Origin of the sequence: Mycobacterium paraseoulense (genome assembly GCF_010731655.1) — a bacterium.
Lineage (GTDB): Bacteria > Actinomycetota > Actinomycetes > Mycobacteriales > Mycobacteriaceae > Mycobacterium > Mycobacterium paraseoulense.
In genome coordinates this window covers 3,587,350-3,613,273 of sequence record NZ_AP022619.1, presented here as the reverse complement: position 1 = coordinate 3,613,273, position 25,924 = coordinate 3,587,350, and the positions used below count along the sequence as shown (strand labels likewise).

Here is a 25,924-nt window from a genome sequence, read left to right as displayed (position 1 = left end):
TGCCGGAACATATTTGGAATCAACCGCCACTCCTGCCTACTCTCGGCAAACCTATTCTGAGCCTTTCGAGCGCCGCATATAAGCACATATATGACCCCAAAAATATTGGTTCACAATAAGGTTCATGCCAAAGGCATATGTTTGCGGGGCAATCGGCCAGCTAAGTGAACAGTTATCGACCCGGTGATGAATTGGCGTCTCGAGGGCTGTCATCCGTGGACATCGCTGCCCTAACGTGTCGAGACGTCTGACTCGGCACTGGTCAGATGCGCCGAAAGCTGTTGCAATGATGGACTTTTGAGGAGGGAAAATGTCGTTCCTGATGACCCGACCGGAAATGATGGATGTGGCCGCCGCCGAGCTGCACGGTATCAACACCGCCGTGCGGGAGGGAAATTCGGCCGTGGTGGTCCCGACAACCGGGGTGGCGCCCGCCGCCGCCGATCTGGTGTCGATATTGACCGCGGCCCAGTTCTCCTGGCACGCAAAGCTCTTCCAGAAGATCAGCGCTGAGGCCGCGGCGGTTCGCGAGCAGCTGGCGACAACGCTCGGCGTCTGCGCCGGCTCGTACGTCGCAACGGAGACGGCCAACGTCGCCGCGGTCGGTTAGGCGGAAAGACAATGCTGGATTTCGCGCAGTTGCCACCTGAGATCAACTCCGCGCTGATGTACTCGGGGCCGGGATCGGGCCCCCTCCTGGCCGCTGCGGCGGCCTGGGACCGGCTGGCGGCCGAGCTGCATTCCGCGGCGGCCTCCTATGGGTCGGTGATCACGGGCCTCACCGACGGACCGTGGCAGGGGCCGGCTGCATCGTCAATGCTGGCTGCGGCCGTACCGCAAGTGGCGTGGCTGCGCGGGTCGGCCGGGCGAGCGGAACACGCCGGCGCTCAAGCCGTGGCGGCAGCGGGGGCCTATGAGGCCGCGTTCACCGAAACGGTGCCCCCGGCGGTGGTCGCCGCGAACCGGGCGTTGTTGGCGCAGTTGATGGCGACGAACGTTCTTGGCCAGAACACCGCGGCAATCGCGGCGACCGAGTCGCAATACGGCGACATGTGGGCCCAAGACGCCGCCGCGATGTACGGATACGCCGGTACTTCGGCCGCGGCGTCGACGTTGCCACCCTTCGAACCGGCGGTACCGTCTGTCAACCCGGCCGGGGTGACCGGCCAGGCGGCTGCGGTGGCCCAAGCGACCGGCGTCGGCGCAACCGACAACGCACAGGTGCTCGACGCGGTGCCTCAGACGCTGTCGTCGCTGGCCGGGTTGACGAGCAATCCGCCGGCGAATCCCCCGCTTTCCCTTGGCGGGATGATCGGGCTGAACCCCGAGGGAGACGGGATAGTGGTGGGCGGTCCATTGGGTGACCTGTTGGAGGGTCTGACCGGGTCGCAGACCCTGGACGCCAGCACGCCCTTTGACGCGTTCATCCGATTGATCTCGCCGACACGGCTATTCACTACATCGTTCAAAGACATCCAAGGCATCGCCCAGGGCATGATGCCCGCCGCGAAGTCCGCCGCCGAGGGCACCGCCAAAGCGGCCGAGGCGGTTCTGCCCGCCGCCGTTCCGGGCGCGGGCCTGGGTTCGATCGGCTCGATCGGCGGCGCCGTCGGCAAGGCGGCATCGATCGGCGGGTTATCGGTGCCAGGGGCATGGGCGAGCGCCGCCCCGACGGCAACCGTCACCGTGGCGCTCAACGGCGGCACTGCGGCAGCGGCTTTCGAACCCGCCACGAACGCGGTGGGTGGAGTGCCGATGATGCCTGGCGGCGGGACCGGACGCAGTGCGGCAGCCCACTTCGTCGCGCCGCGATACGGTTTCAAGCCCACCGTCATCGCTCAGCCACCGGCGGGAGGCTGATTCGAGTCCCCCGCGCGGGCGCGCGTCAGAACGGTGGATCGTCGGGCAGGGCCTGTGGGGCCGGCTCGTCGGGAATCCAGTCAGGCGGTAGTTCTTCCGGCTCTTTGGGATCATTCACCCAGGTGCAGAAGGGGCTGGTGCTCGGCGCGCCTTTGAACAGGAAGAGCATGTCGCGCATGTGGTTACGGAACTTGCGCGCTGCGATTTCCTGTTGCCGGGCCTCCTCCAGCGCTCGCCGCGCCTCGTTGATCGGCCGCTGCACCCGGTTGTGGTTGCGCGCCTGAATGATTCGCGCGCTGCGTTGCTGCGACCGGGTCCATCTCGCAAGCACAGGCGGCGAACAGGCCGGGCGGGCGGTCTGGGGGAACAGGTCGGCACCGGCGGGCGACGTGCGGTAAGTCCGCCCCGCGGGCGACAGCCAGATCACGGTGCCGTCGGCAAGCTGTTCATCGCGCCAGCCACCGAAAGTCTTGAGCCGATGATGTTGTCGACAAAGACATTTCAAGTTCTCCGCGACGGTCCGCCCGCCAGCCGCCGGGTTCTCGTGGTTGAACGGAATGGTGTGGTCGAGGTCGCAGACGACGGCCGGTCGGCTGCACCCGGGGAAGCGACACGTGAGATCGCGGCACCGGACGGCCCGTTCCAAGGCCGCGGATGGTTGGTAGCGCAACGCCTCGACCGCACTCGTCACCGGATCGGCGACGAGTATGGATGCCGCGGCCGCCAATCGGCGCACCTGCGCGGCGTCGATGACGCCGTAGCCCTCCAGGTAGCCGGGCTCACCGCCACCGGCGTTGACGGTCTGGTCGCTGGCTACGACGTTGATGACCACCTGCGCGGCGGCCCCCCTAACCGGGCCGCGGTCACTGGTTCGGTTGGGACACTCCGGTTCTCCGCAGTCGCAGGCCAGCCCGCGGCCCTCGGCCAGCGCGGCGAGTGCGTCGGCCCGGCGCTGATCCAGCGTCCGCGGGTCCGTCGGGCACACCTGCTTGGCGAGCTGTGAGAGCCGTCGGTCAAACGCGGTTGCGGCCGTGGCGGCGACCGACCCGTAGATGTCGGCCATCCCGTCGTCTCTGGTGCTGATTCCGACATGGCGGTCGTCCTGGGCGGCAACGTGGCGCTCGCGCGCGGCGTCGGGATCGGTGGCCCGAACCGCGGCGTCGACGGCGTTGATGATGCGCTGCTTGGACCACCCGTGCCAGTTACCGATGCGTTCGGCCAGCGATTGGTCGATATCGGCGATCAGGTTCTCGTCGGTCACCAGGTCGGTCCGGCTGATGATCAGGCGCGCTGTGCGCCAGTCCGTCCGGCCCGCCGCGAGCAGGGCCCCGATTTTCGGCAACCGGGTGTCCAGCGCCTCCGCGTACGACACCACGTAGCTGGCCGCAACGGGGGAGAGGTTCATCGCGGCGGCGACCTCGGCGGCAGTCTGCTCGAACGCGTCGATCGCCGCATATTCACGCGGGCGCTCCGGCCGCTCGGCGGCGGCCGCACGATGCCGCAGCAGCGCCGCTACCGCGGCCAGTCGGCGGGCCACCAGCTCTGCTTCCCGCCGGTGCGTCGACTCGATCACCTGCACCAGAGAGGCGGGGTCGGGCGCTATCTCGAACATGTGTTCGATTATAGGCGGTGGCGCCGACAGATAACCGTCAGCCGACGACGGCTAGCCGGGCGAGGCGTCCGGCGTCGGATTCGGCATCAGCACTCGCTGTCGGGTCGTGGCACGGAAAGGGTCCAGCGACTGCCCTTCGCCCAGAGCTCCGTGCACGTCTTCCGGCGTGATCAGGCCGAGTTCGACCTGCAGCCAGGTGGCGCTCAGCCCGAACGCGTGCGCGGCGCGCCGGGCCTCCTCGGCGTCGGGGAAGTCGTCGGCGTTGGCGCGCCCGCCGGCCCCGTACCAGCGCCCTTTGGTGACACCGCACGCGTCGCGCAACTGCTCGACGGTGATGTCGCGGTTCAGCGTCGCCTCGAGCAGGCGCCTCAGCCCCCAGCCCGCGGCATTGGTTCGTGGCATCCACCCAGAGTAACCCGGTGCCGAAAGGCGGGCAAACTGTCTCCACCTGCGAGTTGTAGACCGAAATAAAGAACCAGTGACTAAAGACTAGACATAGATTCCGAATCTATGACATAGTGTCTGCAAGTACGACAAACCAAGCCGAGATCCGGCATCGCAAGAGGAGAAGACACATGTCGTTCCTGACCACCGACCCGGAGCTGCTGTTAGCCGCAGCCGGCCAGCTGCAGGCGATCGGCTCCGCGGTGACCGCGGCCAACTCGATGGCCGGGTTTTCGATCACGGGCGTGGTCCCGGCGGCGGCCGATGAAGTTTCGATCATGACCGCGGCCGCCTTCGCCGGTTACGGCCAGCAATATCAGGCGATCAGCGCCGAGGCGAGCATGATCCACGAGCAGTTCGTCAAGGCCCTGGGGTTGAGTGCCGATTCGTATTCGGCCACCGAGGCCGCCAATGCGAAGCAGGCCGCGGGTGGTCACCTGGCGCCCGCGCACATGGCTCCGGTCGCGCCTGCCCGTCCAGCACCCGCCATGCACACCCGGGTTGCGCCGCCTGCGCCGAGCCGCGTGACCCCGACCGTCCCCGGCCGGCCGGTGGCGGGCGCCCCCGCCGGCGCGGGCCCCGCCGCTCCGGGCCGACTCGCGGCGGCGACGCCCCTCGGCCAGGGTGGGCGCGGCGGCGGTAACTACGGCGGTCACATGACACCGCAGCACGGCGGCTATGCGAACGCCAATTACGGCGGTCACATGACACCGCAGCACGGCGGCTATGCCAACGCCAACTACGGCGGTCACATGACACCGCAGCACGGCGGCTATGCCAACGCCAATTACGGCGGTCACCCGGCAACTCCCGCCGAGCACCTCACGCCTGCGCACATGGCGCCCGCCCGGCATCTCGAGCACGTCGCGCCCGCCCGCCCGGCGCCCGCCGAGAATGTCGCGGGCGCGGATTTGGGTGCCGGCCAGCACATCTCGCCTTCGCAGCTGGCGCCGACGGCGCCCGTCCACCGGATGCCGCTCGCGGCGGCCGACCTGGCTTCCGCCCTGCCCGCCGAACACGTCGCCCCGATGCACCTGCCTGCCGGCACGCCCGGCGAGCACGTCGTGCACGCGCACGCGGCCATCAAAGCCGCCGCCGGCCCGAAGCCCGTGCCGGCGCTGGCATAGCGAAACCACGGAAAGAGAGGAATGTAGTCATGGATTTCGGTGCGATGCCCCCGGAGATCAATTCCGGTCTGATGTATGCGGGCCCGGGACCAGAGTCGATGCTGGCGGCGGCGATGGCCTGGGAAGGATTGGCCGCGGAGCTGCGCTCAGCCGCGACGAGTTACGGGACGGTGGTCCTCGAACTCACCGAGTCCGGCTGGCAGGGACCGTCTTCGGCCGCGATGGCCGCCGCCGCCGCTCCCTACGTGACCTGGATGCACGCCACGGCCGCGCAGGCCGAGCAGGCGGGGATGCAAGCGACCGCGGCTGCGGTCGCCCACGAGGCGGCGTTTGCGGCCACCGTGCCGCCGCCGCTCATCGCCGCCAATCGGGCCCTGCTGATGCAGCTCGTCGCGACCAACTTCCTGGGGATAAACACCCCGGCGATCGCGGCCACCGAAGCGCAGTACGGCGAGATGTGGGCCCAGGACGCCATGGCCATGTACGCCTATGCCGGCGCCTCGTCGGCGGCGGCCATGCTCGCGCCGATGGCCGTCGCCCCGCCCACCACCTCCGCCGAGCCCGCTATGCAGGGCGTCACCCAGGGAATGGCGACTCAAGCGGCCATGGGGCTGACCTCGACGCTCAATTCGCCCGCCTCGTCGCTGGCAAGCGGCTTCCTATCGGCGATCGGCAGCTTCACCGACCTACTCGGGATGCCCTTCGGCCAGGGGGGCGGCGCCGGCACGACGGCACTGGGTGGGGTGCCCGCCTCCAGCGCCGCCCTTGCCGGCGGCATACCCGCATCCAGCGCCTTCTCCCCGGGGGCGATGTCCGGGATGCAACGTTTCATCCCCGCACAGCCGCTGATGCAAGCTCCGGAGAGGCTGGCGTCGGCGCGGCTGATGCCGTCGGCGGCCATGGGCCAGGCCACTCCCATCGGAGGCCTGTCGGTTCCGTCCGGCTGGACCGCGGCGACTCCCGAAGCTGCCGCGCCGGCCGGCGCACCACTGGCGGGTGCCGGCGCTGCGGCTCGAATGCTGCGACCCTCGAGCAACTCTGCGGCCCAAGCGGGCGGCATGGAGATGCGCGGATTCGGTGGCACCATGCCGACTCCGGCAAGCGTATTGCCGCGAGTGGTCGGATGACGGAAGGAGAAGCGCCCTCGACGTAGTGATGACCAGTATTCACACCTGACAACAAATTTCGAAGGAGAGCTTCAATGACAGCACGATTCATGACCGATCCGCACGCGATGCGGGACATGGCGGGCCGCTTCGAGGTCCACGCCCAAACGGTGGAGGACGAGGCCCGCAAGATGTGGGCGTCGTCGCAGAACATCTCCGGCGCCGGCTGGAGCGGCCAGGCGCAGGCGACGTCGTACGACACCATGGGCCAGATGAATCAAGCGTTCCGCAACATCGTCAACATGCTGCACAGCGTGCGGGATGGGCTGGTTCGGGACGCCGACAACTACGAGCAGCAAGAGCAGGCCTCCCAGCAAGTCCTGGGCAGCTAATCCACCAATCAACCCCTCTACCAACAGGAGACGTTCAACATGACGATCAACTATCAATTCGGTGATGTCGACTCCCACGGGGCCACCATTCGCGCACAGGCCGCGTCGTTGGAGGCCGAACACCAGGCCATCGTCCGCGATGTGCTTGCCGCCGGCGACTTTTGGGGCGGTGCCGGTTCGGCGGCGTGCCAGGAGTTCATCATCCAGCTGGGCCGCAACTTCCAGGTGATCTACGAGCAGGCCAACGCTCACGGGCAGAAGGTGCAAACCGCGGGCAGCAACATGGCCGGCACCGACAGCGCCGTCGGATCCAGCTGGGCCTAACGGCGGGTCAAGGGGTGACCAGAACCTTGCAGTGCCGTTCGGGGTCGGCGAGTTCGTCAAAGGCGGCGCCGACCCCGTCCAGGCCGACCTCCCCGGTGATCAGCGGATTCACGTCGATGTCACCCTCGGCCAGCGCGCGCAGCGAGTCGGTGAATTCCTCCGGTGTGTAGGCGAGGACGAACTGAACAGTGATCTCTTTGGCAATCGCGAAGAACGGATGCACGGTGTCGGGCTGCATGCAAACGCCGGCGACCACCAGGCGGGTGCCCGGCCGGGCCCGGAGCAGGACGTCATCGATGATGCCAGGTACTCCGACCGCCTCGAACACCACGGCGGGCTTGACGGAGTCGAACGGCGAACCCTGTGCGGCGTCCAGCGTATGGTGGGCGCCCATGGCGGCGGCGAGTTCGCGGCGTTTCGGCGAAAAATCGGACGCCACAACGTTTTCGATACCCCGCGCGCTTAGGGCCGCGATGATCGCGATGCCGATCGGGCCGCACCCGATGACCAGGGCCGTCTCGCCGGGGGCGATGTTGGACTTGTTGACGGCGTGCAACCCCACCGCCATGGGTTCGGTCAGGGCCGCATGTTTGAAGTCCAGGCCGTTCGGGACGGGCAGCAGCAGCGGCGCCGAAAGGAGCATACGTTCGGCGTAACCACCGATTGTGCTGTTGCTGTAGACGATTGGCTCGACGCCCTTGGCGGACAACAACACCGGAAGCGATGTGACCAGCGTTCCCGGCGGGTGGGTTTCGGTGTCGGGTCCGGCCTCGAGAACCTCGGCGCTGAACTCGTGCCCCATGAAGACGTCGTGGTTCAGGTCGACGTGCATGCCGCCCGCGCCGCCGGCCACCCGATCGCTCATCTGCAGCACGTGTGCGCCGTGCGCCGCGAAATGCAGGTCCGAACCGCATATCCCGCATGCCCGCACGCCGACGAGCACCTGCCCGGCCCCGGGCACGGGATCCGGCACGTCGTCCCGACAGACCATCCGGCCCTCTCGCAATACCGCAGCGCGCATCAGCTTTTCACCCCCTTCTGTTCGTCGACATGCTCGGTGATGGCTTTCACCACGGCCTCACCGGCCCGGCCGATCAACTGGTCACGATTGCCCTTGGCCCAGTCGTGCGACGAGCGCGACGCCGCCAGCTGTCCCTTGAAATGGGGGATCACCTTGCGCGCCATCAGCTCGTAGCAGTGATACGTCGCCTCGGGGGAGGCCCAGTCGTGGCCGAGCATCAGCAGCGTGCCGAAACCGCCTGAGCGGTCGAGCAGGTCTTCGATGTGGGCGATCGCGTCCTCGGGGGTTCCTATGCAGCAATTGCCCTTGGCCGCGTAGTCCTCGACGAACTCGTGCGGCGTCTGGGCACCATCGACGCTGTTGGCCAGCGGAACGAACCCCGCCGCGCCGAAGTAGTTGGCGAAATCCTGCAGCCCGTAGGTGCAGTCGTCGATGGCCCGCTCACGGCTGTCCGCGATGTGCATGATGCTCAGAACGCGCCAGTCGGCCCGGTTCGGCTCGTCCCGGCCGGCTTTGGCGGCCTGCTCGCGCACCACGTCCCAGGTGGTTTCCAGCGCGGCGTAGCCGCCGGGGACCGACATCGACAACGACAGCAACGACGTGCCCAGTGCACCGGCCAGCCGCGGTCCGGACGGAGAAATCATTGCCGCCGTGGAGATTTCGGGATAGGGCCAGGTGTAGGGCCGGATGTGCAGTTGCGCGTCGCGCAGCGTGAACCAGTCGGTGTGGCGGTCTATCCGCTCGGTGGGACCGGCGCGGAACAGCGCGAGGATCGCCTCCAACGAATCCTGCATCATGTGTCGTTGGTCGACCGGATCGATGCCCATCATGTAGGCATCCGATGGCAACGCGCCGGGGCCGGTGCCGAACATGACCCGGCCGCGGGTGAGGTGGTCGAGCAGCACCCAGCGATCGGCGACCATCAGCGGATGATGGTAGGGCAGCGAAACCACCCCGGTGCCCAGCCGGATGTGTTTCGTGCGCTCGGCGGCGGCCGCGATGAAGACCTCCGGGCAGGCGATCAGTTCGTAGCCACCGGAATGGTGCTCGCCGAACCACGCTTCGTCGTAACCGAGCCGATCGAGTGCGACCACCCGCTCCATGTCGTATTCCAAAGCCACCGTTGGGGATTGACCGATCGGGTGAAACGGTGTGATGAAGACACCGAAGCGAAGTGGCGCGCTCATCGCAACTCCAATCCATTGAGGAAGTCCAATAGGGCCGCGTTCACCTCGTCGGGCCTTTCCTGCTGCAACCAGTGCCCCGCGTCGTCGATCATCACCTGGCGGTAGGGGCCGGTGATCAACTGTGACGCGCGGTCGGCGCGGGTGAACGTCAACACCGGGTCGGCGGTTCCCCCGATAAAGAGCGCCGGCACAGTGATTTTCGCATCGGTCAGCTCGGGGGTGGTCTCCCAGTTACGGTCGAAGTTGCGATACCAGTTCAGGCCACCGGTGAACCCGGTGCGGGAAAACTCGGCGATGTAGTGATCGAGTTCCTCCTGGCTGAGCCAGTCCGGCAGCGCGTCCGGTTCGGGAAGGCGGTCGATGAACCCCTCGGGGCCGGGGGCCACCATCCGCGACGCGGTGAGTGGGTCACCCGATGTCCGCAATCCGCCCATCATCCGCCGCATCGTCCGGGCTGGATCGGCGTTGAGCTCCGCGTCGGCGACGCCGGGCTCCTGGAAGTACAGGATGTAAAAGAAGTTCTCGCCGAACGCCTTGCCCCACGCCTGCGTCGGCGCCGACTTCGGCCGGGGCACCGCGGGCACGCTGAGCGCGGCGACGGCCGCGACCCGATCCGGGTGCAGCAACGGGGCGTTCCACACCACGGCGGCACCCCAGTCGTGTCCGATCCAGACGGCACGGTCGGCGTCGACGTCATCGAGGAGACCGACAAGGTCGGCCGTGAGCTGGTGTACGTCGTACGCCTCGATCGCTTCCGGACGAGATGAGCCGCCATAGCCGCGCTGATCGGGCGCCAGCACGTGGTATCCCGCCTCGGCGAGGACCGGAATCTGGTGGCGCCAGGAATAGGCCAGTTCGGGAAAGCCGTGGGCCAAAATCACGACCGGTGCGCCGCGCTCGCCCGCCTCGGTCACCCGCAGTTGTACACCGTTGGTCTCTACTAACCGTTCGGTTGATTTGAGCACCATGCCACCAAAGCACAACCCCTGCGGGGCTGAGAAGGATTCATGCTGATTGCGAATAGCATCCCAACGGCTTTCGTCGGCTGGTAGATATCGCCGTGAAGCCATCGCAGTTGCGCGAAAGCAGGTGGACGGGAATGAAGCGGCTCGATCACGTCGTCCTCTGGACCGGGAATCCGCGCGCCTCGATGGATTTCTATACGAGGGTGGTCGGGTTGGAGCCGGTCCGGTTCGCCGAGTTCGAGGCCGGCGACGCGCCCTTCCCGAGCGTGCGGGTCGGTGAGGACTCGATCATCGACTTGGTTCCGCTTGGCGATGTCGCCGGCACCGAGTCGCTGACGCGGGTGCCCGGCAGCGCCGGCCACCCGGTGAACCACGTCTGTCTCGCGCTGTCGAAGCCCGAATACGACGCGCTGGATCTTCGCCTGCAAGCGGCGGGAGTGGACACCGGCGCGCGACTGGGCCCCAATTTCGGGGCCCGCGGCTGGGCGCCGCAGGCCTACTACTTCGCCGATCCGGATGGCAACGTCGTCGAGGCGCGCTATTACGAATGATCACGACACCGTCGTCCGCCCCGACCGCCCGGCTGGGCGGGATCCCGCACCCCACCGCCCGCCTGGGCGGGAACCCGTCGTCGTTATATGCAGTTATATGCAAAGGGCCGTTTTATCCAAAGACAAGGTGGACCCGGCCCCCGCAAGCGGGCGGTGCCCCCAGCGCCCCGGCTCTGCCGGGGCTGGCGGTAGCCACGAGCGGTAACCTGGACTTTTCGAGCTGCGTGAATATCGGGGAAGGACCTGGCCGGCACGGCCGATGATTGATGAACCGGAAAAACGTTATCCGCACCATCACGGCGATTGCCGTCGTGGTGCTGCTCGGTTGGTCGTTCTTCTACTTCAGCGACGACACCCGCGGCTATAAGCCCGTCGACACGTCGGTGGCGGTGGCGCAGATCAACGGCGACAACGTCAAGAGCGCGCAGATCGACGATCGCGAGCAGCAGCTGCGGTTGACCCTGAAAAAGGGCAACGGCGACACCGACAACTCCGACAAGGTCATCACCAAATACCCGAGCGGGTACGCGGTCGACCTGTTCAACGCGCTGAGCGCGAAGAACGCGAAGGTCAGCACGGTCGTCAACCAGGGCAGCATCCTGGGCGAGCTGCTGGTGTACGTGCTTCCGCTGCTGTTGCTGGTGGGCCTGTTCGTGATGTTCTCCCGCATGCAGGGTGGCGCCCGAATGGGCTTCGGGTTCGGCAAATCACGCGCCAAGCTGCTCAATAAGGACATGCCCAAGACGACGTTCGCCGACGTTGCGGGCGTGGACGAGGCGGTCGAAGAGCTCTACGAGATCAAGGACTTCCTGCAGAACCCCGGCCGCTATCAGGCCCTGGGCGCCAAGATCCCCAAGGGGGTGCTGCTCTACGGCCCACCCGGGACCGGTAAGACGCTGCTGGCCCGCGCCGTGGCGGGGGAAGCCGGGGTCCCCTTCTTCACCATCTCCGGCTCCGACTTCGTCGAGATGTTCGTCGGTGTGGGCGCGTCGCGCGTGCGCGACCTGTTCGAGCAGGCCAAACAGAACAACCCCTGCATCATCTTCGTCGACGAGATCGACGCGGTGGGCCGACAGCGCGGTGCCGGCCTGGGCGGCGGCCACGACGAACGCGAGCAGACGCTGAACCAGCTGCTGGTCGAGATGGACGGCTTCGACCCGCGCGCCGGCGTCATCCTCATCGCGGCCACCAACCGGCCCGACATCCTGGACCCCGCGCTGCTGCGGCCCGGCCGCTTCGACCGGCAGATCCCGGTGTCCAACCCGGATCTGGCGGGCCGCAAAGCGGTGCTCGAAGTGCACTCCAAGGGCAAGCCGATCGGCCCCGACGCCGACCTCGCCGGGCTGGCCAAGCGCACCGTCGGCATGACCGGCGCCGACCTGGCCAACGTCATCAACGAGGCGGCGCTGCTGACCGCCCGGGAGAACGGCACCGTCATCACCAGCGCCGCGCTCGAAGAGGCGGTGGACCGGGTGATCGGCGGGCCGCGCCGCAAGGGCCGCATCATCAGCGAGCAGGAAAAGAAGATCACCGCCTACCACGAGGGCGGCCACACCCTGGCGGCGTGGGCGATGCCGGACATCGAGCCGATTTACAAGGTGACGATCCTGGCGCGCGGTCGGACCGGCGGCCACGCGGTCGCGGTGCCCGAGGAGGACAAGGGTCTGCGGACCCGCTCGGAGATGATCGCGCAACTGGTGTTCGCGATGGGCGGACGCGCCGCCGAGGAACTGGTGTTCCGGGAGCCGACGACGGGCGCGGTGTCCGACATCGAGCAGGCCACCAAGGTGGCCCGCGCGATGGTCACCGAATTCGGGATGAGTTCCAAGCTGGGCGCGGTCAAGTACGGCACCGAACACGGCGACCCGTTCCTGGGCCGCACCATGGGGACGCAGGCCGACTACTCCCACGAGGTCGCCCGCGACATCGACGACGAGATCCGCAAGCTGATCGAGGCGGCCCACACCGAGGCGTGGGAGATCCTCACCGAATACCGCGACGTGCTCGACACACTGGCCGGCGAGCTCCTGGAAAAGGAGACGCTGCACCGGGCCGAGCTGGAGGGCATCTTCGCCGACGTCGAAAAGCGGCCCCGGCTCACCGTGTTCGACGATTTCGGTGGCCGCATCCCGTCGGACAAGCCGCCGATCAAGACGCCCGGCGAGCTGGCGATGGAGCGCGGCGAGCCGTGGCCACCACCCGTTCCCGAACCGGCATTCAAGGCGGCCATCGCGCGGGCCAGCCAGGCCGCGGCGGCTGCGGGAGCGGACGCCGAGCGGAAGAACAACGGCGGCAACGGCTCTCAAGCGGCCGGCCATCGTCCAGGAGTGCCGCACGGGCCCACCCAGCCCGACTACGGGGCTCCGGCGGGCTGGCATGCGCCGGGATGGCCCCCGCAGGACCAGCAGCCCAATTACTGGTATCCGCCGCCGCAGGCCCCGCAACAGCCCTATTGGCCGCAGCCCGCGGGGCACTCCCCGGGTTATCCGGGCCAGCCCCGCCATCCGGGTCACCAGGGACAGCAGGGCCCGGCACAAACCCCCTACCCGCCGTATCCGCCCTACCCGCCGCCGGGTCTGCCGGACCCGGTCGGCAAGTCGCCTGAGCAGCAGGACGACGACGTGAGCCGGTCCAACCCACCGGCGCACGGGTGACGAACGGAGGATCGATGTCCGTAACAGGTGTGGGGCCGGACACCGCCTCCCCCTCGATTCGGGTGTTCGACCAGGCGCGTGCCGAGGCCGCGGTGCGCGAGTTGCTGCACGCCATCGGCGAGGACCCGGACCGGCACGGCCTGCGCGACACGCCGGCTCGAGTGGCCCGTGCCTACCGGGAAATCTTCGCCGGGCTCTACACGGACCCCGACAGCGTGCTGAACACGATGTTCGACGAAGACCACGACGAACTGGTGCTCGTTAAGGAAATCCCGCTGTACTCCACGTGTGAACACCATCTGGTGTCGTTTCACGGCGTGGCCCACGTCGGCTACATCCCGGGCAACGACGGCAGGGTGACCGGGCTGTCGAAGATCGCGCGATTGGTCGACCTGTACGCCAAGCGGCCGCAGGTGCAGGAACGGCTCACCAGCCAGATCGCCGACGCCCTGATGAACAAACTCGACCCGCGCGGAGTGATCGTCGTGATCGAGGCCGAGCACCTGTGCATGGCCATGCGCGGCGTCCGCAAGCCGGGCGCGGTCACCACCACCTCGGCGGTGCGCGGACAGTTCAAGACCAACGCCGCTTCCCGGGCCGAGGCGCTCGACCTCATCCTGCGTAAGTGAGTCGCACCCGTGCGGGTTATGGGAGTCCTGAACGTCACTGACGACTCGTTCTCCGATGGCGGCCGCTATCTCGATACCGGCAACGCGGTGGCGCATGGACTGGCGCTGGTCGCCGACGGCGCGGACATCGTCGACGTCGGTGGGGAGTCGACCCGGCCCGGTGCCACGCGGATCGATTCCCGGGTTGAGACGTCGCGAGTGATTCCCGTGGTCAAAGAGCTTGTGGCGGAGGGGATCACGGTAAGTATCGACACCATGCACGCGGATGTCGCACAAGCGGCGATGCAGAACGGCGCGCGCATCGTCAACGACGTGTCGGGCGGGCGCGCCGACCCGGCGATGGCGCCACTGATGGCCGACGCCGGCCTGCCCTGGGTGTTGATGCATTGGCGGTCGGTGTCGTCCGACCGCCCGCATGCGGCCCCCCACTACGACGACGTGGTCGCCGAAGTGCGCGCCGAGCTACTTGCCAGCGTCGACGCCGCCGTCGCCGCGGGCGTCGACCCCGCCAAGCTGGTGATCGATCCGGGCCTCGGGTTCGCCAAGACCGCGCAGCACAATTGGGCGCTGCTGCGCGCGTTGCCGCAGTTGGTCGCCACCGGAATCCCGGTGCTCCTGGGCGCGTCGCGGAAACGGTTCCTCGGTACGTTGTTAACCGGGCCGGATGGCTCGCCGCGTCCGCCCGACGGCCGCGAGACGGCGACCGCGGTGATATCCGCGCTGGCGGCGCTCTACGGGGCATGGGGCGTCCGCGTGCACGACGTGCGGGCCACGGCCGACGCCCTCAAAGTCGTGGGAGCCTGGGCGCGACCCGAAACGGAGGAGACCGACCTGGCTGGAAACGATGGCTGATCGAATCGAATTGCGGGGGTTGACGATTCGTGGGCGACACGGAGTTTTCCAGCACGAGCGCGCCGACGGGCAGGAGTTCGTCGTCGACATCACCGTGTGGATCGATCTCGCCGACGCCGCCGCCAGCGACGAGTTGTCGGACACCTACGACTATGCCGCCCTGGCCCAGCTGGCGGCCGACGTCGTGGCCGGGCCGCCGCGGAACCTGATCGAAGCGGTGGGCGGCGAGATCGCCGACCGGGTGATGCACGACGAACGAGTGCACGCCGTCGAGGTGGTGGTGCACAAGCCGCAGGCCCCGATCCCGCTGCAGTTCGCCGACGTCGCGGTGGTGGTGCGGCGGTCGCGGCGCGGCGGCCGCGGTTCGGTCGTCCCGGCGGAGCGGCGCCTATGACTTGGGTGGTGCTGTCCATCGGATCCAACCTGGGCGACCGTCTCGCGCGGTTGCAGTCGGTCGTCGACGGCCTGGGCGAGACGGTGCTCGCGGTGTCGCCGGTGTACGAGACCGACCCGTGGGGCCGGGTCGACCAGGCGCCGTTTCTCAACGCGGTGCTGATCGCGAACGACCCGGCCTGCGACGGGCAGGGCTGGCTGCGCCGGGCGCAGGAATTCGAGCGGGCGGCCGGCCGGGTCCGCGGCGAGCGGTGGGGCCCGCGCACCCTCGACGTCGACCTGATCGCGTGTTACGGCGAGGAGGAGGTGATCTCGCGCGAGAACAACCTGACGCTGCCGCACCCGCTCGCCCATTTGCGGGCGTTCGTCATGATCCCGTGGCTTGCCATCGACCCCGAAGCCCGGCTGACCGTCGCCGAGGGCCCGCAACCCGTCGCGAGCCTGCTCGCCGAACTGGACCCGGCCGACCGGGAAAGCGTCCGATTGACCGGCCTGACGCTCGAGCGGGCGGGCGGGTCGCGGGCCGATCGGGAGCCGGAAGCCTGATGGGACCGACCAGGAAACGTGACCTGACGGCCGCGGTGGTCGGCGCTGCGGTGGTGGGCTACCTGCTGGTCACCGGGCTATACCGGTGGTTTCCGCCCATCACGGTGTGGACGGGCCTGTCGCTGCTCGCGGTCGCCGTCGCCGAAGCGCTGTGGGCGCGATACGTGCGGGCCAAGATCAACGAGGGCGAAATCGGCGTCGGGCCCGGCTGGCTGCACCCCTTGGCGGTGGCGCGCACCCTGGTGATCGCGAAGGCGTCGGCCTGGGTGGGCGCGCTGATGCTGGGCTGGTGGGTCGGCGTGCTGGTGTACTTCCTGCCGCGGCGGTCCTGGCTGCGGGCGGCCGCCGAGGACACCAGTGGGACCGTGGTCGCCGCCGTCAGCGCGCTGGCGCTCGTCGTAGCCGCGCTGTGGCTGCAACATTGCTGCAAGTCCCCGCCGGATCAGACCGAGCACGGGGAGGGCGCGGAAAACTAGCCCACCCCCGACCGGCCGACAACCCGCGTGAGAATCGCCGAAGGAGGGCGACACGCGGATTGACCTCGCGCAGGTACAGTCAGGCCATGACCGTTCTGTCCCGCGGCGCCAGGGTCCGGCGCGGCGGCCGCAGGCCGGGGTGGGTGCTCTTGACCGCGTTGCTGGTCCTCGCCATGGGGGCCAGCTCCGCGCTGGTTTTCACCAATCGGGTGGAACTCCTCAAGCTCGCTGTAATCCTGGCGCTGTGGGCCGCAGTCGCCGGCGCCTTCGTGTCGGTGCTGTACCGCCGCCAGAGCGACGCGGACCAGTCCCGCGTCCGCGACCTGAAGCTGGTGTACGACCTGCAGCTGGATCGGGAAATCTCGGCCCGGCGCGAGTACGAGCTGACAGTGGAGTCCCAGCTGCGCCGAGAGCTCGCTTCCGAGCTGCGCGCTCAAGCCGCCGACGACCTGGCCGAGCTGCGCGCGGAGCTGAGCGCGTTGCGCACCAGCCTGGAAATCCTGTTCGACACCGATCTCGCCCAGCGCCCCGCCCTGGAGACACCGGAGACCGAGGCGCCGCCCGAACGCGCCTACAGCGAGTGGGACCGCAACGGGGAGACCCCGCGCGACGCGCCCTACGACTGGGTCGCCAGCGACCGGGTGACCTCCGTACCCCAGGACATCCCGACGGGCCGCCCCGACGAGACGGCGATCATCGATGTGCCCGAGGAGCCGCTGCTGCCGCCCCGGCAGCCGCGCCGGGAGCGGCCGCGTTACCAGTACGAAGCGCCGCCGGAGCCGGCGCCGCCGGCCCAGTCCGAGCCGTCGTACAGCGCCGCGCCGCCGCTGCCGGATCCGCGATTCGAGCCTGTTCGCCAACCGCCCCCACCGCCGGCGCCGGAGCCCCAGCACCAGCCGCAGCCGCAGGGTTGGCAGCCGGTGGGTTCGTCCGGACTATGGCTGCCGCCCGGTACGCCGGGCAGCCACTGGGCCGGCTCCGAGCCCTCCGGGGCACCGGCCGACGAAACGCCCGGCCGGCGCCGGCGCGCCCGCCACTCCGAACCGGACGAGGCCTGGGCCGCCCCGTCCGTCGAGCCGGCGACCCCACCGCCGTACGACGAGTCCGGTCGCCGCGCACGCTCGCGCCACTCGGCGGAGTACCGCGACTACGGTGTGCGTAGGTTCGCGCCCACGAGCGAGCCCCCGAACGAGCACCCATTCGAGCCGCCGAACGAGCGCCCGTTCGCGCCGACGCCCCCGGCGCCCGCCGCGGCCACGCCCCCGCCACCGCCGCCACCCCATTCACCGCACCCGGCCGCCGAGGCGCCACCACCGCGGCTGGCCCCGCCGCCACCGCCGGAGCACGCGCCCCGGCACGGCGGGGCGGACCCGCTGGCGGAGGGCGCGGACGGCCACCGCCAAAGCCTCGAGGGCTCCCAAACCGGCGGCCAGTCGGTTGCCGACCTGCTGGCGCGCCTGCAGGTCCAGCCGTCCGAGGGGGGCCGCCGTCGTCGACGCGACGGCTGAGCTGGGAGCTTCCTCACATTGGGCGCCGCCGGGTAATCGACTACAGTTTTAGTGACCGAACGGTACCCACGGGGTGGGACCGGAACGAACGAAGAAATCTGTGAGGTCGTCTGCGATGGTGCAGTTCGACGGTTTGCGCCCGGCCAGGCTGAAGGTGGGAATCATCTCGGCCGGCCGGGTGGGCACCGCGCTCGGTGTCGCACTGGAGCGCGCCGACCACGTGGTCGTCGCGTGCAGCGCCATTTCCCACGCCTCCCGACAGCGGGCGCAGCGCTGGCTACCCGACACCCCGGTGGTCGCGCCGCCGGACGTCGCCGCCGGCGCCGAGCTGCTGCTGCTGGCCGTCCCCGACAGCGAACTCGCCGGCTTGGTGTCCGGGTTGGCCGCGACGTCGTCGGTGCGGCCGGGCACGATCGTCGCCCACACCTCCGGCGCCAACGGCGTCGGCATTCTCGCGCCGCTGACCCGGGACGGTTGCGTACCGCTGGCCATTCACCCGGCGATGACGTTCACCGGCTCCGATGAGGACATCAGCAGGCTGCCCGACACCTGCTTCGGCATCACCGCGGCCGACGAGGTGGGGTATGCGATCGGACAGTCGCTCGTCCTGGAAATGGGCGGAGAGCCGTTCTGCGTGCGCGAGGAATCGCGGGTGCTCTACCACGCCGCCCTGGCGCACGCCGGCAACCATCTGGTGACGGTGGTCGCCGACGCGCTGGAGGCGTTGCGGGCCGCGCTGCGCGGCAGCGAACTGCTCGGGCAAGAATCCGTCGACGACTCCCCCGGCGGCATCGCCGAACGCATCGTCGGGCCGCTGGCCCGGGCGGCGCTGGAGAACACCCTGCAACGCGGGCAGGCCGCGCTGACCGGCCCGGTCGCGCGCGGTGACGCGGCCGCGATCGCCGGGCACCTGGCCGCGCTGAATCAGGTCGATCCGGAGCTGGGGCAGGCGTACCGGGTGAACGCCCTGCGGACCGCCCGGCGCGCCCACGCTCCCGCCGACGTCGTCCGGGTGCTGGCGGGATGACACCGGGCAGGCCGCCCGCGTTCACGGCCGGCGAACTCAACCTGTACTCGCGCCCGCGCGACGTGACGGACGTCTGCCGCGCGCTGCGTCACACCGGCCGCCGGGTGATGCTGGTCCCCACCATGGGCGCGCTGCACGACGGCCACCTCACCCTGGTCCGCGCCGCCAAGCGGGTGCCCGGGGCGGTGGTGGCGGTGTCGATCTTCGTCAACCCCCTCCAGTTCGGCGCCGGAGAAGACCTCGACGCCTATCCGCGGACCCTGGACCACGACCTGGCGCTGCTGCGCGGCGAAGGTGTCGAAATCGTATTCGCGCCAACGGCTGCGGCGATGTATCCCGACGGCCTGCGCACCACCGTGCAGCCCGGCCCGCTGGCCGCCGACCTCGAGGGTGGCCCGCGCCCGACCCACTTCGCCGGTGTGCTGACCGTGGTCTGCAAGCTGTTGCAGATCGTGCGGCCCGACCGAGTGTTCTTCGGCGAGAAGGACTATCAGCAATTGGTGCTGATCCGGCAGATGGTTGCCGACCTGAACATCGACGTCGCGGTGGTCGGCGTGCCCACCGTCCGCGAAGCCGACGGGCTGGCCATGTCGTCACGCAACCGCTACCTCGATCCGGTGCAGCGCGAGGCGGCCGTGGCGGTGTCGTCGGCGCTGACCGCGGCGGCGCACGCCGCCGACGCCGGGCCACAGGCCGCGTTGGACGCGGCGCGCGCGGTGCTCGAGGCGGTGCCCGGTCTCACGGTCGACTACCTCGAGCTGCGTGATGCGGACCTGGGCCCGCTGCAGGCCGACAGAACCGGCCGGTTGCTCGTCGCCGTGCGGCTCGGCCGTACCAGGCTGCTGGACAACATCGCCATTGAACTCGGAACAGAAAAGACTTCGCCGGCACCCGTGGGGCCGGACGGATATCGGCACACCCGTGAATCATCTTGGAGGAATTGATGCTACGGACGATGCTCAAGTCGAAGATCCACCGCGCGACCGTTACGCAGGCTGACCTGCACTACGTGGGCTCGGTGACCATCGACGCCGACCTGATGGACGCTGCGGACCTGCTCGAGGGCGAGCAGGTGACCATCGTCGACATCGACAACGGTGCCCGCCTGGTCACCTACGCGATCACCGGGGAGCGCGGCAGCGGCGTGATCGGAATCAACGGCGCGGCAGCCCATCTCGTGCACCCGGGCGATCTGGTGATCCTGATCGCCTACGGGACCATGGAAGACGCCGAGGCGCGCTCCTACCGGCCACGGATCGTGTTCGTCGACGCCGACAACAAGCCGATCGACCTGGGTGACGATCCGGCCTTCGTGCCCGCAGACGCCGCCGAGCTGTTGGATCCCCGAATCGTCGCGCGGTAGCCGTGCTGCTCGCCATCGACGTTCGCAACACCCACACCGTCGTGGGGCTGATCTCCGGGTCCAAGGAGCACGCAAAGGTCGTGCAGCACTGGCGGATCCGGACCGAGCCCGAGGTCACCGCCGACGAGCTGGCCCTGACCATCGACGGCCTGATCGGGGAGGACTCCGAGCGGCTCACCGGCGCCGCGGCGCTGTCCACCGTCCCGTCGGTGCTGCACGAGGTGCGGATCATGCTCGACCAGTACTGGCCGTCGGTGCCGCACGTGCTGATCGAGCCCGGTGTGCGCACCGGCATCCCGCTGCTGGTCGACAATCCGAAAGAAGTCGGTGCCGACCGAATCGTCAACTGCCTGGCCGCATTCCATCGCTACCAAAGCGCCGCCATCGTCATCGACTTCGGCTCCTCGATCTGCGTGGACGTCGTGTCGGCCAAGGGCGAGTTCCTCGGCGGCGCGATCGCGCCGGGCGTGCAGGTCTCCTCGGACGCCGCCGCGGCCCGCTCCGCCGCGCTGCGCCGCGTGGAACTGTCCCGCCCCCGTTCGGTGGTGGGTAAGAACACCGTCGAATGCATGCAATCCGGCGCGGTGTTCGGCTTCGCCGGCCTGGTCGACGGCCTGGTCGGACGCGTCCGCGAGGACGTGGAGGGCTTCGCCGGTGACGACGTGGCGGTGGTGGCGACGGGCCATGCGGCACCGCTGCTACTGCCGGAGCTGCACACGGCCAGCCATTACGACCAGCATTTGACCCTGCAGGGACTGCGGCTGGTCTTCGAACGCAATCGCGAAGCCCAGCGCGGTCGGCTCAAGACCGCGCGCTGAACCGGCGTCCACGCACGCGCAAAGCCCGGTCATTTAAGCTGGCACGTCGTGAGTGACGCCAGTGAGGATGCAGCAGCAGACCTGCCCGAGCAGTTCCGCATCCGCCGGGACAAGCGCGCTCGCTTGCTGGCGGAGGGTCGCGAACCCTATCCGGTCGCCATCGAACGCACCCACACCCTGGCGCAGGTCCGCGCCGAGCATCCCGACCTGCCGGTCGACACCGCGACCGACGACGTCGTCGGCATCGCCGGCCGGGTCATATTCGCCCGCAACTCCGGGAAACTGTGCTTCGCCACCCTGCAGGAGGGCGACGGCACCGCCCTACAGGTGATGATCAGCCTGGACAAGGTGGGCCGCGAGTCGCTGGACGCGTGGAAGGCCGACGTCGACCTCGGCGACATCGTCTACGTGCACGGCAACGTGATCAGCTCACGCCGCGGCGAATTGTCGGTCCTCGCCGATTCCTGGCAGATGGCGGCCAAGTCCCTGCGACCGCTGCCGGTGGCCCACAAGGAGATGAGCGAAGAGGCGCGGGTGCGCCAGCGCTACGTCGACCTCATCGTCCGTCCCCAGGCCCGCACGGTGGCGCGGCAGCGAATCGCCGTCGTCCGCGCGATCCGCAACGCACTCGAGCGGCGCGGGTTTTCCGAAGTCGAAACGCCGATGTTGCAGACGCTCGCGGGCGGCGCGGCGGCACGACCGTTCGTCACACATTCCAATGCGCTCGACATCGATCTGTACCTGCGGATCGCCCCGGAACTGTTCCTCAAGCGCTGCGTGGTCGGCGGATTCGACAAGGTCTTCGAAGTAAATCGAGTGTTCCGAAACGAGGGCGCGGATTCCACGCATTCTCCGGAATTCTCCATGCTGGAGACCTACCAGGCGTACGGAACCTATGACGATTCGGCAGTCGTCACACGCGAGCTTATTCAAGAGGTCGCCGATGAGGCGATCGGAACCCGACAACTGCCGCTGCCCGACGGGAGTGTCTACGACATAGACGGAGAATGGGCCTCGATTCAAATGTACCCGTCGCTGTCGGCGGCGCTCGGTGAGGAGATCACACCGCAGACCCCGGTCGAGCGCCTGTGGGCCATCGCGGATCGGCTCGGGGTGGAGATCCCCCGCGATCGCGGTTACGGGCATGGAAAGCTGGTCGAGGAACTCTGGGAGCACACGGTGGGCAACGCGCTGACCGCGCCCACGTTCGTCCGGGACTTTCCGGTTGAGACAACGCCTTTGACACGTCAGCACCGAAGCATCCCCGGCGTGACCGAGAAGTGGGACCTCTACATCCGGGGGGTCGAACTGGCCACCGGGTACTCCGAATTGAACGACCCCGTCGTGCAGCGGGAGAGATTCGCCGCGCAAGCCCGCGCCGCCGCGGCCGGCGACGACGAGGCCATGGTGCTCGACGAAGACTTTCTCGCCGCGCTCGAGTATGCGATGCCGCCGTGCACCGGAACGGGAATGGGTATCGATCGGTTGTTGATGACTTTGACCGGACTGTCAATTCGGGAGACAGTTTTGTTCCCGATTGTTCGGCCGCACTCCAGTTGAAAAGAGCAACTGTGCGCCATGCGGTCGGATTGAGTATGCTGCGTTGTTATGGCAGATTGGTGACCCGGGGAGGCACACCCAATCTGCTCGGCAACTGCTCAGGACGAAATGCGAGGATAAGCTAATGGCGAAAAAAGTGACCGTCACCCTGGTCGATGATTTCGACGGTGCCGGCGCAGCCGATGAAACGGTCGAATTCGGGCTCGACGGGGTGACGTATGAGATTGACCTTTCGTCCAAGAATGCCGCGAAACTTCGCAACGACCTGAAGCAGTGGGTGGAAGCCGGTCGCCGGGTCGGCGGACGGCGACGCGGGCGTTCCGGCTCAGGCCGCGGCCGCGGCGCGATCGACCGCGAACAGAGCGCGGCGATTCGCGAATGGGCCCGCCGAAACGGCCACAACGTGTCGACGCGTGGCCGTATCCCCGCCGACGTCATCGACGCGTTCCACGCGGCGACCTGACAAACCCGGAAACCGGCGCCCGGGCTGCAACGGCCCAGGCGCCGGTTTGCCGTTTCGCTCGCGGCGAAAGCCTCGTCGGTAGATAAGGGAAACGAATTGGCGCTCGGCCACGTTGGTCGAGTTACGGCGCTGTGATCACAGGGAGATCGCCCGAAACGGGCCCGCGGGTCTTCAGCAGCAGGGAACCGCAAGGTTATGCCCCCTGGCAGGCCGACCATTACAGTGGATGGCAGGTATGCGATTCCGGTCCCAACTGGGGCCGGTGGGCCGCTAAGGGGCCAGTACCGATGGTGAGGGAGAGCAGGTAACCACCGATGTTTGAACGATTTACGGACCGTGCCCGCAGGGTCGTCGTCCTGGCGCAGGAAGAGGCCCGGATGCTCAACCACAACTACATCGGCACCGAGCACATCCTGTTGGGTCTGATCCACGAGGGTGAGGGCGTCGCGGCGAAGTCGCTGGAGTCGCTGGGCATCTCGCTGGAGGGCGTTCGCAGCCAGGTCGAGGAGATCATCGGCCAGGGCCAGCAGGCCCCGTCGGGCCACATCCCGTTCACGCCGCGCGCCAAGAAGGTTCTCGAACTGAGCCTGCGTGAGGCGCTGCAGCTGGGCCACAACTACATCGGCACCGAGCACATCCTGCTCGGCCTCATCCGCGAGGGTGAGGGCGTGGCCGCCCAGGTGCTGGTCAAGCTGGGCGCCGAGCTGACCCGGGTGCGCCAGCAGGTCATCCAGCTGCTGAGCGGCTACCAGGGCAAGGAGGCCGCGGAGGCCGGCACCGGCGGGCGCGGCGGCGAATCGGGCAGCCCGTCAACCTCGTTGGTGCTCGACCAGTTCGGGCGCAACCTGACGGCCGCCGCGATGGAGGGCAAGCTCGATCCGGTCATCGGCCGTGAGAAGGAAATCGAGCGCGTCATGCAGGTGCTCTCCCGGCGGACCAAGAACAACCCGGTGCTGATCGGTGAGCCCGGCGTCGGCAAGACCGCCGTCGTCGAGGGCCTGGCGCAGGCCATCGTGCACGGCCAGGTGCCGGAGACGCTGAAGGACAAGCAGCTCTACACGCTGGACCTCGGCTCTCTGGTCGCCGGTTCGCGCTACCGCGGTGACTTCGAGGAGCGGCTGAAGAAGGTGCTCAAGGAGATCAACACCCGCGGCGACATCATCCTGTTCATCGACGAGCTGCACACGCTCGTGGGCGCCGGTGCCGCCGAGGGCGCGATCGACGCCGCGTCCATCCTCAAGCCCAAGCTGGCCCGCGGCGAGCTGCAGACCATCGGCGCCACCACGCTCGACGAGTACCGCAAGTACATCGAGAAGGACGCCGCCCTGGAGCGCCGCTTCCAGCCGGTGCAGGTGGGGGAGCCGACGGTGGAGCACACCATCGAGATCCTCAAGGGGCTGCGGGACCGCTACGAGGCGCACCACCGGGTGTCGATCTCCGATGCGGCGCTGGTGGCCGCCGCCACCCTGGCCGACCGCTACATCAACGACCGGTTCCTGCCGGACAAGGCGATCGACCTGATCGACGAGGCGGGCGCCCGGATGCGGATCCGCCGGATGACCGCCCCGCCAGACCTGCGCGAGTTCGACGAGAAGATCGCGGACGCGCGTCGGGAGAAGGAGTCCGCGATCGACGCACAGGACTTCGAGAAGGCCGCGAGCCTGCGCGACCGCGAGAAGCAGCTGGTCGCCCAGCGGGCCGAGCGCGAAAAGCAATGGCGCTCAGGAGATCTGGATGTGGTTGCCGAGGTCGACGACGAGCAGATCGCCGAGGTGTTGGGCAACTGGACCGGTATCCCCGTGTTCAAGCTGACCGAGGCCGAGACCACGCGCTTGCTGCGCATGGAGGACGAGTTGCACAAGCGGATCATCGGCCAGGAGGACGCCGTCAAGGCCGTCTCCAAGGCGATCCGCCGCACCCGCGCCGGGTTGAAGGACCCCAAGCGCCCGTCGGGTTCGTTCATCTTCGCCGGCCCGTCCGGTGTCGGTAAGACGGAGCTGTCCAAGGCGCTGGCCAACTTCCTGTTCGGCGACGACGACGCGCTCATCCAGATCGACATGGGCGAGTTCCACGACCGATTCACCGCGTCGCGGCTCTTCGGCGCCCCGCCCGGATACGTCGGCTACGAAGAGGGCGGCCAGCTCACCGAGAAGGTTCGGCGCAAGCCGTTCTCGGTGGTGCTGTTCGACGAGATCGAGAAGGCCCACCAGGAGATCTACAACAGCCTGTTGCAGGTTCTCGAGGACGGCCGGCTCACCGACGGCCAGGGACGCACGGTGGACTTCAAGAACACCGTGCTGATCTTCACCTCGAACCTCGGTACGTCGGACATCTCGAAGCCGGTCGGCCTGGGCTTCACCCAGGGTGGCGGTGAGAACAACTACGAGCGGATGAAGCAGAAGGTCAACGACGAGCTGAAGAAGCACTTCCGCCCGGAGTTCCTCAACCGCATCGACGACATCATCGTCTTCCACCAGCTGACGCGCGACGAGATCATCCGGATGGTCGACCTGATGATCGAGCGCGTCGGCAAGCAGCTCAAGGCCAAGGACATGGCCATGGAGCTGACCGACAAGGCCAAGGCCTTGCTGGCCAAGCGCGGCTTCGACCCGGTGCTGGGTGCCCGCCCGTTGCGGCGCACCATCCAGCGCGAGATCGAGGACCAGCTGTCGGAGAAGATCCTCTTCGAGGAGGTCGGACCGGGACAGATCGTCACGGTCGACGTGGACAACTGGGACGGCGAGAGCGCCGGCGAGGACGCGGTGTTCACCTTCACCGGGGCCCGCAAGCCGCCGGCCGAGCCGGACCTGGCGAAGGCCGGGGCGCACGCGGCCCCCGAAACGCCGTAGCGATTCACGGAAAACGGGCGGTTGGTCGAACGGGACCGACCGCCCGTTTTTCGTCTGTGTCGGTGCCGTGTTTGCGCCGGGGTTTACACTGACGGTTGCTATCGACGAGTCACGGAATCTGGTGAAACTCCAGAACGGTCGCGCCACTGTCCACAGTCAGACCCGAAACTCGTCATCCCCAGCGGGGACGCGCAATC

Annotated in this window: 25 protein-coding genes and 1 pseudogene; 21 read left to right on the top strand and 5 right to left on the bottom strand. The window is 68.3% G+C overall.

The window, feature by feature from the left end; genetic code table 11:
* Nucleotides 1–310: 310 nt before the first annotated feature.
* On the top strand, nt 311–610 hold the full coding sequence (locus G6N51_RS16835; RefSeq protein ID WP_083176211.1) for a PE family protein: 300 nt from the start codon (nt 311–313) through the stop codon (nt 608–610).
* Nucleotides 611–621: 11 nt separating this feature from the next.
* Nucleotides 622–1,860, top strand: a complete 1,239-nt coding sequence (locus G6N51_RS16830) for a PPE family protein (RefSeq protein ID WP_083176209.1) — start codon at nt 622–624, stop codon at nt 1,858–1,860.
* A 25-nt stretch (nt 1,861–1,885) separates the two neighbouring features.
* Here G6N51_RS16830 and G6N51_RS16825 read toward each other — a convergent pair whose 3' ends face one another.
* Both G6N51_RS16825 and G6N51_RS16820 read right to left on the bottom strand, forming a co-directional pair.
* Nucleotides 1,886–3,472 carry an HNH endonuclease signature motif containing protein gene (locus tag G6N51_RS16825; RefSeq protein ID WP_083176207.1) on the bottom strand — a complete coding sequence of 529 codons (1,587 nt, stop codon included), beginning with the start codon at nt 3,470–3,472 and terminating at the stop codon, nt 1,886–1,888.
* A 51-nt stretch (nt 3,473–3,523) separates the two neighbouring features.
* Complete coding sequence (locus tag G6N51_RS16820; protein ID WP_083176205.1) at nt 3,524–3,874, bottom strand: hypothetical protein; 351 nt, start codon at nt 3,872–3,874, stop codon at nt 3,524–3,526.
* A 173-nt stretch (nt 3,875–4,047) separates the two neighbouring features.
* Here G6N51_RS16820 and G6N51_RS29565 point away from each other — a divergent pair.
* The 4 genes and pseudogenes from G6N51_RS29565 to G6N51_RS16800 form a co-directional block, all read left to right on the top strand.
* A pseudogene (locus G6N51_RS29565) lies at nt 4,048–4,341 on the top strand (PE family protein); the annotation flags it as partial.
* Between the two features lie 731 nt (nt 4,342–5,072).
* A complete protein-coding gene (locus G6N51_RS16810; RefSeq protein WP_083176201.1) occupies nt 5,073–6,170 on the top strand; it encodes a PPE family protein in 1,098 nt (365 codons plus the stop codon).
* A gap of 74 nt (nt 6,171–6,244) precedes the next feature.
* Nucleotides 6,245–6,541, top strand: a complete 297-nt coding sequence (locus tag G6N51_RS16805) for a WXG100 family type VII secretion target (RefSeq protein ID WP_083176199.1) — start codon at nt 6,245–6,247, stop codon at nt 6,539–6,541.
* A gap of 39 nt (nt 6,542–6,580) precedes the next feature.
* The gene (locus tag G6N51_RS16800) at nt 6,581–6,865 is read left to right on the top strand and encodes a WXG100 family type VII secretion target (RefSeq protein ID WP_083176197.1); all 285 of its coding nucleotides are present in this window, start codon (nt 6,581–6,583) and stop codon (nt 6,863–6,865) included.
* Between the two features lie 7 nt (nt 6,866–6,872).
* Here G6N51_RS16800 and G6N51_RS16795 read toward each other — a convergent pair whose 3' ends face one another.
* Genes G6N51_RS16795 through G6N51_RS16785 form a run of 3 tightly spaced genes read right to left on the bottom strand, consistent with a single transcriptional unit; the run spans nt 6,873 to nt 10,041 of the window.
* Complete coding sequence (locus G6N51_RS16795; protein ID WP_083176194.1) at nt 6,873–7,886, bottom strand: zinc-binding dehydrogenase; 1,014 nt, start codon at nt 7,884–7,886, stop codon at nt 6,873–6,875.
* Complete coding sequence (locus G6N51_RS16790) at nt 7,886–9,073, bottom strand: LLM class flavin-dependent oxidoreductase (RefSeq protein WP_083176192.1); 1,188 nt, start codon at nt 9,071–9,073, stop codon at nt 7,886–7,888. The genes G6N51_RS16795 and G6N51_RS16790 overlap by 1 nt, the downstream gene beginning before the upstream one ends.
* Complete coding sequence (locus tag G6N51_RS16785) at nt 9,070–10,041, bottom strand: alpha/beta fold hydrolase (RefSeq protein ID WP_083176190.1); 972 nt, start codon at nt 10,039–10,041, stop codon at nt 9,070–9,072. The genes G6N51_RS16790 and G6N51_RS16785 overlap by 4 nt, the downstream gene beginning before the upstream one ends.
* A gap of 131 nt (nt 10,042–10,172) precedes the next feature.
* Between G6N51_RS16785 and G6N51_RS16780 the strand changes: the two genes are divergently transcribed.
* The 15 genes from G6N51_RS16780 (at nt 10,173) to clpC1 (ending at nt 25,727) form a co-directional block, all read left to right on the top strand.
* Nucleotides 10,173–10,589, top strand: a complete 417-nt coding sequence (locus G6N51_RS16780; protein WP_083176188.1) for a VOC family protein — start codon at nt 10,173–10,175, stop codon at nt 10,587–10,589.
* A gap of 266 nt (nt 10,590–10,855) precedes the next feature.
* Nucleotides 10,856–13,243, top strand: a complete 2,388-nt coding sequence (gene ftsH, locus G6N51_RS16775) for an ATP-dependent zinc metalloprotease FtsH (protein ID WP_083176184.1) — start codon at nt 10,856–10,858, stop codon at nt 13,241–13,243.
* A 14-nt stretch (nt 13,244–13,257) separates the two neighbouring features.
* Nucleotides 13,258–13,872: a GTP cyclohydrolase I FolE gene (folE, locus tag G6N51_RS16770; protein WP_083176215.1), complete on the top strand. Its 615-nt coding sequence runs from the start codon at nt 13,258–13,260 to the stop codon at nt 13,870–13,872.
* A gap of 18 nt (nt 13,873–13,890) precedes the next feature.
* The gene (folP, locus tag G6N51_RS16765; protein ID WP_083176182.1) at nt 13,891–14,724 is read left to right on the top strand and encodes a dihydropteroate synthase; all 834 of its coding nucleotides are present in this window, start codon (nt 13,891–13,893) and stop codon (nt 14,722–14,724) included.
* Nucleotides 14,717–15,118, top strand: a complete 402-nt coding sequence (folB, locus tag G6N51_RS16760; RefSeq protein ID WP_083176180.1) for a dihydroneopterin aldolase — start codon at nt 14,717–14,719, stop codon at nt 15,116–15,118. The genes folP and folB overlap by 8 nt, the downstream gene beginning before the upstream one ends.
* Nucleotides 15,115–15,663, top strand: coding sequence for a 2-amino-4-hydroxy-6-hydroxymethyldihydropteridine diphosphokinase (gene folK / locus G6N51_RS16755; protein WP_083176178.1), 549 nt, complete (start codon nt 15,115–15,117; stop codon nt 15,661–15,663). Before folB ends, folK begins: the two co-directional genes overlap by 4 nt.
* On the top strand, nt 15,663–16,139 hold the full coding sequence (locus G6N51_RS16750) for a DUF3180 domain-containing protein (protein WP_083176176.1): 477 nt from the start codon (nt 15,663–15,665) through the stop codon (nt 16,137–16,139). The genes folK and G6N51_RS16750 overlap by 1 nt, the downstream gene beginning before the upstream one ends.
* An 86-nt stretch (nt 16,140–16,225) precedes the next feature.
* Complete coding sequence (locus tag G6N51_RS16745) at nt 16,226–17,647, top strand: DUF6779 domain-containing protein (RefSeq protein WP_163750730.1); 1,422 nt, start codon at nt 16,226–16,228, stop codon at nt 17,645–17,647.
* 115 nt (nt 17,648–17,762) lie between these two features.
* Nucleotides 17,763–18,674: a Rossmann-like and DUF2520 domain-containing protein gene (locus G6N51_RS16740; protein WP_083174411.1), complete on the top strand. Its 912-nt coding sequence runs from the start codon at nt 17,763–17,765 to the stop codon at nt 18,672–18,674.
* Nucleotides 18,671–19,618 (top strand): pantoate--beta-alanine ligase, encoded by a 948-nt coding sequence (panC, locus tag G6N51_RS16735; RefSeq protein ID WP_083174414.1) that lies wholly within the window; start codon nt 18,671–18,673, stop codon nt 19,616–19,618. The genes G6N51_RS16740 and panC overlap by 4 nt, the downstream gene beginning before the upstream one ends.
* Nucleotides 19,618–20,037 (top strand): aspartate 1-decarboxylase, encoded by a 420-nt coding sequence (gene panD / locus G6N51_RS16730; RefSeq protein WP_083174417.1) that lies wholly within the window; start codon nt 19,618–19,620, stop codon nt 20,035–20,037. Before panC ends, panD begins: the two co-directional genes overlap by 1 nt.
* A 2-nt stretch (nt 20,038–20,039) precedes the next feature.
* Nucleotides 20,040–20,855, top strand: coding sequence for a type III pantothenate kinase (locus tag G6N51_RS16725; RefSeq protein WP_083174419.1), 816 nt, complete (start codon nt 20,040–20,042; stop codon nt 20,853–20,855).
* 48 nt (nt 20,856–20,903) lie between these two features.
* Entirely contained in the window at nt 20,904–22,415 is a 1,512-nt protein-coding gene (gene lysS, locus G6N51_RS16720) for a lysine--tRNA ligase (RefSeq protein WP_083174422.1), read from the top strand.
* A 124-nt stretch (nt 22,416–22,539) separates the two neighbouring features.
* Entirely contained in the window at nt 22,540–22,878 is a 339-nt protein-coding gene (lsr2, locus tag G6N51_RS16715) for a histone-like nucleoid-structuring protein Lsr2 (RefSeq protein ID WP_003875617.1), read from the top strand.
* Nucleotides 22,879–23,192: 314 nt separating this feature from the next.
* Nucleotides 23,193–25,727, top strand: coding sequence for an ATP-dependent protease ATP-binding subunit ClpC (gene clpC1 / locus G6N51_RS16710; protein ID WP_083174425.1), 2,535 nt, complete (start codon nt 23,193–23,195; stop codon nt 25,725–25,727).
* Nucleotides 25,728–25,924: the final 197 nt, after the last annotated feature.